Below are 12682 nucleotides of genomic sequence, written 5' to 3'. Positions count from 1 at the left end.
GTTTTTCATTTTACAACTTTCCACCACAATTCCCCATTTCTTCCAGTCCGCACCATCCGGCATCCTCCAATTCCCTCAAAAACAGTCGTGCGCACATCTCGGCATCATCCCCTGCTCGGTGGTGTTGACCGTATGGAATCTTAAACTGGTGGCAAAGGTAATCCAGACTGTTGCAGCCGAAGTTATAAAGCCTGCGTGCAGCACGGTGGGAACAATAATAGGTGACGTCCGGCTTCTCCATACCGTATAATTCCAACGAGTGGCGGATGCAGCTGATGTCGAATGCGGCATTGTGGGCCACAAGCACGGGAATGTCCTTAAGGTATCCGGATATTTCCTCCCATATTTCCGGAAATTCCGGAGAGTTGGCTGTATCATTTGGCCGGATGCCATGGATCTGCATGTTCCAATAACTGTAGCTGTTTCCTTGCGGGCGGACGAACCACGAACGGGTTTCTGCAATCTCTCCGTCACGTACCACGCAGATACCAGCCTCACAGATGGAAGCACGTTTGCCTGTGGCTGTCTCAAAGTCGATGGCTATGAAATTTATTCCTTGCATGGTTTATCCTCCTCCCAAGTGTAATAGTCCAACATGTTTTTTGCGAAATTGCGCATTTCGTTGCGCACTGATTCTGGCTCCAGCACTTCTACTTGGTCACCTTGAGCAAGAACCAGTTGGTAGAAGTCGAAAGTCGGCTTCAGGTGATATTCAAAGAGCGTGGACTCGTCATCGCCCTCTATCTCCCTTTGCGACTCATGCAGCGGCAATGTACGCAGATAGTCGGCAAAACCGCCATAGGCCAAGAGTACGATGCGCTGGATGGGCCCGTCCGACGTGATTACTCCACAACATCCTTCAAAATACCGGTTTACGTCGAAGTTCTTTTTCATCTTGAACGTCCTGCCAGTGTCCTGGATATCCGAAATGCGGTCGAGGGCATACACCCGGTAGACATCGACAGGCTTAATGCCTTTTTCTTTGTTCCGGTCTGAATAATACGGACTGCGTGCCACCACGTACCAACGGCGCTTTACAACTTTCAGGCAGTATGGCTCAATCTCAAACGTGCTGGCTTCCGGTTTGCCAAACCCCTGATGCGTGATGCTCAGCACGTGGTTGCGCCGCATGGCCTCGGCGATGGGCGTAAGCCAGGTTTGCCCCGACGGGATGTCCTCAAAGATAATCCTGTCTTCCAGTTTGTTGTCCGCCTGAATCTGGTTCAAGGTGGCATAGGAACTGATCAGCCAGCTTTGCAGGTTGTTTCCTTCCAACCGCTCCGGCTCGTCGATGTAATAGCGGTAACCGTCCTTGCGGTCGCAGTCGATGTACACGTCGAAGATGTCCTTGATGGCCTTCTGATGATTGTGAAACGTGCGCAGGGGCAATTCCTCGCCATAGCCCAATCCGCATTCCTGCCAAAGCTCGCTGATTTCCTGAAACGTCAGGCGTTTGTATCGGCGCAGGGTGTCTATCAGCCAGACATAGCGCCCGAAGAGATTTGCTGCCATACTGTTATTTATTTAATGTTCTGCTACAAAGTTAGCAGTTTACTTGTGAAAAATTGCGGCACATCCTTGTTTTTTCTGCTTTTCAATTTATTTTTTGAGGTTATGCTTCATTTTGGCACTTGACAACCCTTACTTTGCAACAAAATTTATGTTAAACCATTTAATAACAAGTAGTATGGCAACAAAAAACTGGAACAACGATTTTATGGCTAAAGTATTGGAAGAGGCTGCATGGAAAGAGTTGTCAAGCGAATTTGCTTGGAACGAACAACTGCTAGAAAAGTACAAGGACAAGGTGGTGTGGAAAGAGATTTCAGACAACAGCAATATCCTTTGGACTGTATCCATGATTGAGAAGTTTAAGAACAAAGTGGATTGGGAGGAGCTTTCCGGTTCCGACAACGAACATTTGTTTACAGCGGAAAATCTGGAAAGATACAAGGATTATTGGAATTGGTCCAAATTGTCGGGTAATTCCAGTGTAGAACTGACTCCTGCGCTCTTGGAGCAATTTGCCGACTATTGGGATTGGAATGAAATCATCGACTGCTATCGCCGGGATGAATTGTACAGTATGGAGTTTCTGGAGAAATACCAGGATTATATTCCGGCATCCGCCCTGCAGCGTTCCCGCTTATGGGACAAGTTGGTTGAAGACGAAAAGAAACAATTAAAAATACGCATCCTTTCATAAAACAAAATGAAAACCATAGAAGGCTATAACGTAAGAATCTTCACGGACAACATCGAGGACAGTGCCAGTGAGCAAATCAAGGAGTTGCTGTCCATCGATGTGTTCAGCAAGTGTAAAATCCGCATCATGCCCGATGTACATGCCGGAGCAGGCTGTGTCATAGGCTTTACCGGAGACTTAGGCGACAAGGTGATTCCGAATATCGTGGGCGTGGACATCGGCTGTGGCATCTTGGTACAACCGTTCGCCTGCAAGGGTGACATAGACTACCATGCCCTCAACGAGTTTATTCTTCGGTGTATACCGTCCGGCCGCAATTATCGGGATAGCCGTTATGCACCGCTCCCGCAAAAGTACATGGATGTATATCGTGAAGCCAAGGACATCATCAAGCAGTTGCGTTGTTACCGCGAACTGAAAGAACCCAAACGATTGAACGCCTCCATTGGGTCATTGGGTGGTGGTAACCACTTCATCGAACTGGACAAGGACGAGTGCGGCATGACCTATCTGGTGGTTCACACCGGAAGCCGCAACTTGGGTAAGCAGGTAGCGCAGATCTATCAGAAGCTGGCCGTGAAATGCCAGTCTGGTTGGGCGGAACTGATGGAAAAACAAGACCGCATGATTGCCGAATACAAAGCGGCAGGGCGCAAGGACGAGCTGCAGGATGCCATACGCCAACTGCACAATTCGTTCAAGATGCGTAAGCCGGCCATACCGTCTGACCTTTCCTATCTGGAAGGCAATTATCGGGAAGATTACCTGCATGACATGCGTCTTTGTCAGCGTTGGGCTAAGATGAACCGCAGTCTGATTGCCAGCCTCATCATGGATTATTTCATCCTGCAAGGAAATGTGGAAGCGACGCCCTATGATTGGGCTTTTGAGAGCGTGCACAACTACATAGGTGACGACAACATCATCCGCAAGGGGGCGATTGCCGCTTATGAGGGGGAAAAGTGCATCATCCCGCTAAACATGCGAGACGGATCGCTTATTTGCATCGGTAAAGGTAATGCGGAGTGGAACTGCTCTGCCCCACACGGTGCCGGACGCATCATGAGCCGGAGCCAGGCCTTCAAGAGTATATCAATGGATGACTACCGGGCTTCCATGCAGGGCATATACAGCGAAAGCCTGTCGGAAGAGACCAAGGACGAATCGCCCATGGTGTACAAACCGAAGGATGAAATCATCGGAAACATCCGCGACACGGTGAACATTGTGAATGTGATAAAGCCTGTGTATAACTTTAAAGCTGCAGAATGATATGGATAACCCCAAAGAACTGACAGGACTGGATCCTGGCAATTATGACTATCCGCTGGCCGACGTTTCCCATCTTTCTGAAAAAGAGAAAAAGGACTTGCTAAGACGAGGAATGCGCATACCGAAGGAACTGCATTCCGACGAGGAGTTTGAACAATGGGTAACACTATTTGCTGAATGGAACACGTACAGCTACAGCGACGGGCATAAGCCCACGGAGGAAGAAAGAAACTTCGAGAAAATGGTTACCGCAAGTTATGAACGTGGATTGTGGTATCACCGCAAGCATTTCAACGAATGGAAGAAAAAACACCTGCAACCGCTCATTGACGAGCTGGCGGAACACGCTGCTCATGACCCTCAATACGACTGGCAGTTCCTATATGAATTGGAGTATGCCAAGCTACGTTGCATGAGGGCTTACTTCTCGCATTCCTTGATAGCGGACGAGAATGGAAACTTCGGTTTCAACCGCTGGATAGACACTTGCGTCAGCCTGTTGAAATACATCAAGGATGATGACTCGCATATTTCTCAGGAACAGATCGAGCAGATGAATATCAGGAATGTAGGAGATATAGTTCCTCCCTCCCTTGTTGACGCTTACAAAGAAGCACCGACACCGGGTGAGGAAGCCGACACACTTCCCGACAAGCTCTATTACGGCAAGAAGATATATGTCCGCAAGATGGAGCGGCTGTATTACCGGATACGTCTTTACAAGATGAGGGAGTGGTGGGAGTGAAAACTTGAGTAACATTAGGTAATCTAACAACTAAAAGGTATATTTGTTAGGAACTTCATAAAACTTATTGATTATGGAAACACTATCAGAACAATTAACCGAACTCTACAAACGTAAGTGGGGCGGCTTAATAGAACAATTGAAAGCCAACGGATTGAGAGGCCAACTGCAATGCCCCTTCTTGATTTCTGCATTACGAATAGCTGACATTGAAAAAAAGCGTGAAGAAAATAAATTGGATGTAGAAGAAAATCCTGAAAATGAAGCTTGGTATACTGACGCAGACATTAGAATAATGTTTTTCGGTCAGGAACCTTATATGTGGGAGAAATGGGATGAGGACATGAAAACTCCAGATGTGGGTGACCTGATGTATACATATGAAAAATTCTTGGATGATAATTATGTAACGCACAAGAACGGTGGATATTTTGACCAAGACAAGCTAAGAAGTCGGTTATTTAAATTCTCCATAAATGGAATTCTTTCATGTCTAATGGAAGAGATGGAAAAATCTTATCCAGGTAAAACCATCTCAATGATTTGGAACAATATCTCCAAAATGTCAGCCATTACAAAGTCGGGCGGTGGACCAGTCGATGCTTCAGTACATGAGATTGAACATGAATATTTTCATGTCATTCCTAAAGAAATCGAGATTCTTAAACCAAACATTCTAATCTTCTTCACAGGACCAGGTGAGAATACGTATTATAGATATATTCAGGAAAACTTTACCATGGATGGCGAACCGTTACCGTTAGCCTCCCTATCTGTACACGATGTGACCAAATTGCCAATCAAGGAAGTGGAGTTGGCTTACAAAACCCACCATCCCAACTCTACAATATCAGATAAAGCCCATTGGGATAATTATCATGCCATCCTTGCCGACATCAAAGAAAACATCGACCAATTATTGAAAAAAGAATAACTTGTGAACCACTTTGGCACAACCAGACCTCATCTTTACATCATAACGGATGGAAAGATGAGGTTTTATTTTTCTCAACGTGCAACTAAAATCAGAAAAATATGGAAAAGAAAAACAATGTGGTAAGCAAACGCCTGCAAAAGCAATTGAATGAGTTGGTAAGTAACAGGCAATATGACGAAGCCATCCAATTATTGGAACCTATTGCCCATAAAGGGAATGCCGATGCGCAATATAAAATGGGGAGATTGCTTTACAAAAAAATGACTTATACAGGAGCGCGTTTTGTATTGGAAAGCGTTGCCTACTGGATGAAAAAAGAAAAGCAACAAGCAGTGTGCCCTGAAGATTACCCCGATGCCAACCAAATGATTTATTGGTACGAGGAAGCTGCCAAGCAAGGGCATGTAAAGGCAATAGTAGAACTTGCCGAATGGTATATTCCTTTCTCTTGTGATAATTCCCAAGTCGGGAAAATCATCAAGCAATCGCCATCTTTCGCTCTGAAATGCGACTTGGAAAAGGCTCTGTCTTTGTACACGCAGGCATTGGATGCCGGAGATGAGAGTTTCTTTGATACGTTGAAAGCGAGTAGTCTGCTTCACTCACGCCATGTACCCAAAGAGATAAGAGATAAAATCGTGGATATATTTTACGACAGGGCTAAAAAAGGGAGTTGGCGTGCTGCCAATTCAATTTTTAAAATAATAGAAACCAAACTGCGCTTCCCTGAACATAAACCCTATTATGACATAGAGATAAACGAACATGAATTGCTACATGCAGACTGGTTCCGGCTGTTGTTAGACTACGAGGCGGAATGTGAAAAGGAAGAGAAGTATTCCGGGACAGACGCCCTTCGCTTACTATCTGATTTGGCAGAAAATGGCAACCAAGAAGCGTTGAATATGTTGACGGATATCGGCATGAAAACGAAAGGTCTGTCCGTTTGCTGTGCCGGAGATATCTATTATGAGCGCAAGGAATACAAGAAAGCTTTGGAATGCTATTTGGCAGGAGAAGGTGTATACAAACTCGGTGAAATGTATGAACGAGGAGAAGGAACCACACCCGATATGGAAAAAGCGTTCCAATATTATGAAGAAGCGGAAGACCGTTTCAACATGGGACGAATGTACGAACAGGGTCTTGGCACAAAAAAAGATTTGTGGAAAGCATTGGATTGTTATCACCACTACATAGATGACCTACTTATCAGCTCTTCCGAGTATGAAGAACGCAATAAAAAAATTCTCTATGCTCGTCGTTCGTTCCGCCGTTTGAAGAAAATGCTTTATAAGCAAAAGGACGAGGTAATTATGACGGTTGTTGCAAATAAGAAAGATGCCATTTACACCTTTTCGTTCACCAGTTACAATGATTGTGTTTTTACGATAGATTGGGGCGATGGCTATGTAGAAAAAGTGAGTAATGAGGAAGGAGGAGAAATTCACCTGACGCATTCTTATGAGAAAGCTGGAGAGTGGCACATTCAGTTAAAAAGTGATGAGACACACACGCTTACCGCCTTGCATTATAACTGCGAGAGCTGTGTACTTAAAGCATTGGATGTCACACAATGTCCGATACTCCTTGACCTATATTGCGTAAACCAAAGTTTGCGATATTTGAATGTCTTAAATAATCCGAGACTGGAACGTCTGGTTTGCCGAGGAAACAGACTGAGGACATTGAATATCCGGAAGAATTATCGTCTTACTCAATTAGACTGTTCCGATAATCCTAAATTACACCATGTAGATTGGCATCCGCGATATGCATCGTTGTCCTTAGTTTGTATGAAGAATACCGCTTGTTCTGAACAGCTTGCGCCTCTCGCCGAACTGCTAAAACTTAACAAAGGCGGGATGTGCGATGCAATCATGGAAACTCAACTCCAGCCGATATGCCTTCCGCTTACTTATTATATGCGCTGTATGACTTGGAACGGTGTGAAAGCCAAGATGAAGAAAGGAGGATATCCTATAAGTATACATCATTCTTGGTCGAAGTATAAAGCTGCGTTCGATGATATGCGGTCACGGAATGATTTTCATTATGATGGCTCCAATCGCATTGTTTGTGAAGGCGGCTATACTTATTGTGAATGTTTTCACGCAGATAAGAAGGAATATGTACACCAAGATTTAGAGGATATGTTAATCAACTCCACTCCTTGGAGCGAAACTCTTGACATGCCTGTGCTGATGAGGGAGAAAGAAGGGTGGATGATGTTTCCCTTGGCTACATGGGCTGATGTGTTTTGCGCTTGTTTTTCAGAAATGACATACTCACATTGGAAAGAAACAGAAAAAATTATACGTAGCGAGCAGGAATTCTGGGAATGGCTTCGCGGACAGCAAAAATAATAAGAACAATAAATACTATATATTATGGAGCAAAATACATTCAAGTCCTTGTCATCCCGGTTAAGTTTCGATAACATTCTCCCAGCGTTTAAGGCGATATACCAAAAACTAAGACCGGATTTGTTTGAACAGACAGATTGGAACATTTATCGAGATATATACCAAGACCTGCGAACACGCGAGGCTGACACGTCCCAATATTCTATCCTGATATTCGAGCGTTGGGAAGATGCCTCATATCCAGGTTCAAACTGTTGTGTAGGTTATGAGGAGGGAGATAATTATGATTACCGGGCAATAGGCGGATATCCTTTCTTGTCAGAAATACTAGGCATGGAGATAACAATCAGTAATGGTATTACGCTCACTCTGCAAGAACTGGCGGCTGGTTTGCTTTGGGAAATCACATACGCCCAACGTAACGGTTTGGCTGATCTTGACACAGAACATCTGACCTTCGGATATTTACTCTCACGCTTTAGTTTTGATGACATCTTGCCAGATTTCAAACATTTATATCAAAAGAATGCACTGGACTCATTTCGTAATGCAGATTGGGAAGCATACCGAGAAGTGTACCAAAATCTTCAAAGCCACGAAATATCGGAAACACGGTATGTCCTCTATCTGGCATCCCGTTGGGAGGGATGTTCTCCAATGATTGACATGAACTGCTCCGTTTATGATAAAGACGCGGATGAGATTTTCCAGCCAATGGCAACGTATGATTCCTGGTCTGAGATATTGGGAATGAAAATCATCATTGAGCATGACATCATTATCACTCCTCAAGAATTGACGGCGGGATTGTTTTGGGAAATCACCTATTACGGACGGATGTCATAGTCCGTAATAGGTGAAAAATACTTGGAAGTATTGAATGGCTATTTTTCCAAGCACTTGTTTAGCAACAAGGTCACATTCACATCGGACGCTTCGGTTTCCACCCCGATACTTCCAAAACGAATGTCCGTATAACCCAACCACTCACAGACTCCTTGCTTAAATGAGGCCAGTGATAATTCATCCAACGGCTTTTCCAACGGATACTGCAAGAATAACACGGCTGAATTGTATCGGGACAAGTCCAACTGTTGGTAACGAGTCATAGACTCAATTATATAATCCAGCCTGGTGTTGACGTTCGGGGTCACCGAGCGGTAATCACACTGCCTGCCGTATTGCACATTGAGCAGAAACTCCACATCACTCCTTCTGAAGCTGCTTCCTTCAGCGGAAAGCATCCTTACCAGATTTTCACGTTTGGCCATTTTACGCAGATATTCCTTTCGCTTGTTCTGTCTAAATTCACGTTTCCGTTTTGAGCGATTATTACAATCGGGATTCCATCTGATTGGAAATTCAATACGAACACAACGCTCGCCTTGGCGACCTCTGCTACGGAGGCGGCGCGGAGTCTGATGTTTCCAGATGCTTTCTTCCAGTTTATCCAAAGCGATTTCATACTTATTAGTCAAGACCTTTGGACCAAATTTTCTTTGCCAAGTTTCCTGTCTTTCAGCAGGTGAGAATCCCCAATAAGTGATTTCCCATAAACAGTGCATGGCGATTTCTGTTTTGGTAAGATGTATGTCATCTGCCACGACAATTTCTTTGGCCAAATCTTCTTCCCAAGTACAATCGTGCATCGGACCTACGCCAATCCATTTTTCTTCACCTTCCCATTCTCCGCCATGCCATTCCACGTAGATTTTGCCTTCAAAGTCCTTCGCCGGTTCCAGGTTGCGAAGAATGTCATATGCCTCGCGGTAGGCATAGATGCTGTCAAGATGTTCCAGCTCATGCTCCTTTAAATATGGAAGAAGTTCGTGAAAACTAACTTCTGTTATCAACTCTTTTAATGTCATAGTTGGTTGTTTTTATCGTTAATATCAAATTTTCTTATTGGGATATTCGGTGCTGATTGGCTGGGCAATACCATAATCAAGAAGGAACTTATTGCCTGTATTCAACTCGTTCTGTCTGTCGAACTGAACGGCATAGACATTTCTGCCATACGTTTTGGCAAAACGAACCGCATACATTGTACCGCTGATAATAGGACATTGAGCAACAATGACGGTATGGGATAGAGCGGCTTGTATCCGGCAACGGGCAACTAAGCGAGTAGGATTGGCTTTCACCCCGAATGGATATTCAGAAAGGATAGTTCCACCGCTGGCAACAATGTCTTCCTGTAACGCCTTGTTTACTTTAGGATGTGTGATATCCAACCCGGATGCCACTACAGCTATCGTATGTCCTCCAGCATCCAAACACCCACGATGGGCTACCGTATCACACCCCAATGCCAACCCGCTAATTACCGGATAACCCTGCTTTGCTAACTGTTGAGATGAGAAATATGCCATGTCAAGTCCTTCCTTGTCGGCTGCACGGGCACCAATTACTGTTACGGAATCTTCATGATAAAGCAATTCTTTATTTCCTAATACATGAATGAGTATGGGAACGTCATTATTCAAGACTTTAAGCCGACAAGGATAGTCATCCGCATAAAACGGGATGGAAACAATTCCTGCCTTTTCTTGTTTTGCCAGAATCCGTCGGGCTTTATCCAATTTGTGTACATTGTTCCGTATTGTTTCTCTCAGATAATGTTCGGTGTCCGCTGTATCATCTTGTAGTTGTCTTAACGTGAAGCCGGATAATTGTAGATACAGTAATTCTTCAATGGTCAAGGCTGAAAACCTACATTTAGCCATGCATGTTTTGTATATGTTTTCAGAATCATTCATTGTATTCATCTATTTGTGGGCAAAAGTATCTTCTATATGTGCAGAATTGAGGCAGAAGGAAAACATTTTTTTATTTTACGAGTCAACAAATTTACTCCGTGCCAACAGCACCAAGTAAGTTCTGCTGACAGGAGTTTACAACGGTCTGGGTAACCCAAATCCGTTGCTATAGAGAGAGCCTGCAAGACTTCGCTATGCTCCATTTTGTAGGTTCTCACAATGGCAACGGTCTTTGGAAAACAGATGCTTGGATGCTATCCAATAGGACTTGCTTTATGGAACATTTCTTTGCCACTTTTGGGCATCTAGGCCGGGTACATTTTACCGTGCAAAACTACTGCGAACGGGAGAAATGTCAAGTACCGCCATGGGCTTTCGGCTGGAGGGATTGACGGAAGCCTTCCGCAAATTTTCTCGTCCCTCCAAAATTGGGGTATTCCGTCCGCACTCTCCGGCCTCATACTTGCCTTATTCCCCCTTGTGTCCGCAGTGGCTGTTTGCACGTAAAACGGTCTTCCCGACCAAGAAGCTCAAAGGAGCTTCACAAAAGGGAAAAATATCAGATTTCACCAACTCTTAAAACACAAGAAATTATGCGGACAAGAAGAATGACTATCGAGCAAGGCCGGAGAGTGGGCATAGACCGCTTTCCCAATTTCCACAAGAACGGAAGCGTCAGGGGCATGAAACGGCTGTACTACGGCAAGGACTGCCTGTTGGTACGTTGTGGCAGCTACATCTACAATGTTTCCGCTGAGCCGAGAATTTACTATCAAGCAACCATCTAATACTTTTTAATTATGTATGAGACAGATTTTCCCGAATACGGACAACAATGCGAACTGGTCACGCCGTGGCGCGGTTATCATCGCGGAACCATTGTAGGCAGGACTGCCAAAGGCTTTATCGTGCAGTTCAGCAGCGGAGCGGAAATAGAAGTGTATGACGACGAGATAGAATTTGACTGATATGTGCAGACTGATGACACCCCGATTGGCGGAAGCCTTGGAAGGCTATCCCCTTTATTCCCAGGACGGCAAGGGAAAAGAAGCTGTTTGCCGTGCAATCTTCGTTCTTGGAGCGATACGCTGGTTCATCCTTGAAGGTGAAAAAGAGGGAAACGACGCCATTCTTTATGGTATCGTGGTAGGACTTGCGGAGGACGAATATGGCTACATATCGCTTAACGAATTGTCGGAAGTGGAGCTTGACCTTACGGCGCAAGGCTTGGGTAAGCTACAAGTAAAGCTACAGGAGAATTTTACTCCTACGCCGTTAAAGAACTTGCAGGACTTCCGCCTGCAGCAGTTCTTAGCCAGATTTGAACATTAAACAACCTGTCAGCGTGGTGTAACCAATCAAGTGCCACGGCTGACATAAACATCAGTAACCATGCGAACGAGAAACAAGATTATAAAGGAAGTCGTCCAATGTGCAGAGACAAACGGCTGGCATGTGGATGCAGAGAAGCATCAGGACAGGAATATCGTCATCTTTGAGTTTTCCCAATTCACTCCTGCCGGACAGGATTTCTTCTTTTCGGCCACGATGCAAGGACGCAGCCTTGAAAGTCTGGTCAGCGACATGAAAGAGTATTACGAGGGCTTTGACGCAGACTCGGAAGCCTATCTGTGGCTGGACGGCAACGGACACGGAAAAAACGGCGCACCTTACCGAATGAAGGATGTGCTGGCCGACATGGAAGCGGCAGAGGATATGGTCTGTAAGCTGCTTGAAGCGGTCAGGGGCTTGACAAGTTGAACGCAAATACAAACATGGTCTGCTATATCTCCATTGGTGTGGCAGACTATGAAATTTTTATCCTATCTCCGCTTACGCCCTTTTTTCGGGAGGCCAGCATTCTTGTAGGCAATCAGGTCGTCACCACGGAACTGTATTCTCAGATTGTCCTGCATCCGAAAGAACGGCAACGGCCTTTCCGTATGGGTAATGTAATCATAGATGGTACATCGGTGTATGCCAAGGAAACGTGCTGCCTCGCTCACTGAATACGACCGTTCCGGACTTATCTCTGAAAAATGCTTGCATATATCCATATCCACCTTGTTTTGGCATTAAAGATACAATGCCACAAGTCAAAATGAAACAGGTTAAACATGGGAGAGCCATGTAGTTCATTGGATTTTTAGGGAATATGTGTCCGTCTGTTCGGTAATATAATCTGCACATGAATTGATAGCGGAACTGAAAGATTCTAAAAACAGATAGTATATATGTTTCAGCGTTGACAAGGTTGACAAGAAAGCCAATGTGCAAACCGTATTAAACAACCGCTGAAAAGCTACTGTTATACAATACTTTATCTTTTTCTTAAGAAAATAAGAATAAATATAGATACGTGTGTTTTTGTCAACCCTTGGCTACAAAATTCATAGG

Annotated in this window: 16 protein-coding genes; 11 read left to right on the top strand and 5 right to left on the bottom strand. The window is 44.6% G+C overall.

Going from position 1 to position 12682, the window contains the following annotated elements; genetic code table 11:
- Positions 1-10 precede the first annotated feature (10 nt).
- Both ACZM60_RS00280 and ACZM60_RS00275 read right to left on the bottom strand, forming a co-directional pair.
- The gene (locus ACZM60_RS00280) at positions 11-562 is read right to left on the bottom strand and encodes a 3'-5' exonuclease (RefSeq protein ID WP_489520501.1); all 552 of its coding nucleotides are present in this window, start codon (positions 560-562) and stop codon (positions 11-13) included.
- Positions 550-1512, bottom strand: coding sequence for a helix-turn-helix transcriptional regulator (locus tag ACZM60_RS00275; protein ID WP_489520500.1), 963 nt, complete (start codon positions 1510-1512; stop codon positions 550-552). The genes ACZM60_RS00280 and ACZM60_RS00275 overlap by 13 nt, the downstream gene beginning before the upstream one ends.
- Before the next feature lie 175 nt (positions 1513-1687).
- On the opposite strand from ACZM60_RS00275, the gene ACZM60_RS00270 reads away from it, so the two are divergent.
- The 6 genes from ACZM60_RS00270 (at position 1688) to ACZM60_RS00245 (ending at position 8372) form a co-directional block, all read left to right on the top strand.
- On the top strand, positions 1688-2206 hold the full coding sequence (locus ACZM60_RS00270) for a hypothetical protein (RefSeq protein WP_489520499.1): 519 nt from the start codon (positions 1688-1690) through the stop codon (positions 2204-2206).
- Positions 2207-2212: 6 nt separating this feature from the next.
- Positions 2213-3478: an RtcB family protein gene (locus tag ACZM60_RS00265; protein WP_489520498.1), complete on the top strand. Its 1266-nt coding sequence runs from the start codon at positions 2213-2215 to the stop codon at positions 3476-3478.
- 1 nt (position 3479) lies between these two features.
- The gene (locus ACZM60_RS00260; protein WP_489520497.1) at positions 3480-4223 is read left to right on the top strand and encodes a hypothetical protein; all 744 of its coding nucleotides are present in this window, start codon (positions 3480-3482) and stop codon (positions 4221-4223) included.
- Between the two features lie 73 nt (positions 4224-4296).
- Positions 4297-5157: a hypothetical protein gene (locus ACZM60_RS00255; RefSeq protein ID WP_346701285.1), complete on the top strand. Its 861-nt coding sequence runs from the start codon at positions 4297-4299 to the stop codon at positions 5155-5157.
- A 101-nt stretch (positions 5158-5258) separates the two neighbouring features.
- Positions 5259-7526, top strand: coding sequence for a hypothetical protein (locus tag ACZM60_RS00250; RefSeq protein WP_489520496.1), 2268 nt, complete (start codon positions 5259-5261; stop codon positions 7524-7526).
- A 24-nt stretch (positions 7527-7550) separates the two neighbouring features.
- Complete coding sequence (locus tag ACZM60_RS00245; protein ID WP_489520495.1) at positions 7551-8372, top strand: DUF6557 family protein; 822 nt, start codon at positions 7551-7553, stop codon at positions 8370-8372.
- 38 nt (positions 8373-8410) lie between these two features.
- On the opposite strand, the gene ACZM60_RS00240 is transcribed toward ACZM60_RS00245, so the two are convergent.
- Both ACZM60_RS00240 and ACZM60_RS00235 read right to left on the bottom strand, forming a co-directional pair.
- Positions 8411-9394 carry a DUF6557 family protein gene (locus ACZM60_RS00240; RefSeq protein ID WP_489520494.1) on the bottom strand — a complete coding sequence of 328 codons (984 nt, stop codon included), beginning with the start codon at positions 9392-9394 and terminating at the stop codon, positions 8411-8413.
- A 24-nt stretch (positions 9395-9418) separates the two neighbouring features.
- Positions 9419-10252, bottom strand: a complete 834-nt coding sequence (locus ACZM60_RS00235; protein WP_489520493.1) for a DNA-processing protein DprA — start codon at positions 10250-10252, stop codon at positions 9419-9421.
- A 385-nt stretch (positions 10253-10637) separates the two neighbouring features.
- Here ACZM60_RS00235 and ACZM60_RS00230 point away from each other — a divergent pair, with 385 nt between their 5' ends.
- Genes ACZM60_RS00230 through ACZM60_RS00210 form a run of 5 tightly spaced genes read left to right on the top strand, consistent with a single transcriptional unit; the run spans position 10638 to position 12046 of the window.
- Positions 10638-10865, top strand: a complete 228-nt coding sequence (locus tag ACZM60_RS00230; protein ID WP_443934489.1) for a hypothetical protein — start codon at positions 10638-10640, stop codon at positions 10863-10865.
- Positions 10866-10878: 13 nt separating this feature from the next.
- Positions 10879-11073, top strand: coding sequence for a hypothetical protein (locus tag ACZM60_RS00225; RefSeq protein WP_443934488.1), 195 nt, complete (start codon positions 10879-10881; stop codon positions 11071-11073).
- Positions 11074-11085: 12 nt separating this feature from the next.
- Positions 11086-11253 (top strand): hypothetical protein, encoded by a 168-nt coding sequence (locus tag ACZM60_RS00220; RefSeq protein WP_022384503.1) that lies wholly within the window; start codon positions 11086-11088, stop codon positions 11251-11253.
- 1 nt (position 11254) lies between these two features.
- Positions 11255-11617 carry a hypothetical protein gene (locus tag ACZM60_RS00215; protein ID WP_443934487.1) on the top strand — a complete coding sequence of 121 codons (363 nt, stop codon included), beginning with the start codon at positions 11255-11257 and terminating at the stop codon, positions 11615-11617.
- A gap of 60 nt (positions 11618-11677) precedes the next feature.
- Entirely contained in the window at positions 11678-12046 is a 369-nt protein-coding gene (locus ACZM60_RS00210) for a hypothetical protein (protein WP_443934486.1), read from the top strand.
- Positions 12047-12108: 62 nt separating this feature from the next.
- Here the strand turns inward: ACZM60_RS00210 and ACZM60_RS00205 are convergent, their stop codons facing one another.
- The gene (locus ACZM60_RS00205; protein WP_443934485.1) at positions 12109-12342 is read right to left on the bottom strand and encodes a helix-turn-helix domain-containing protein; all 234 of its coding nucleotides are present in this window, start codon (positions 12340-12342) and stop codon (positions 12109-12111) included.
- Positions 12343-12682 lie beyond the last annotated feature (340 nt).

The sequence above is a fragment of the Phocaeicola sp. genome (genome assembly GCF_057861905.1).
Note: the sequence above shows the minus strand (reverse complement) of the source record. Positions and strands in the feature narration are given on the sequence as shown.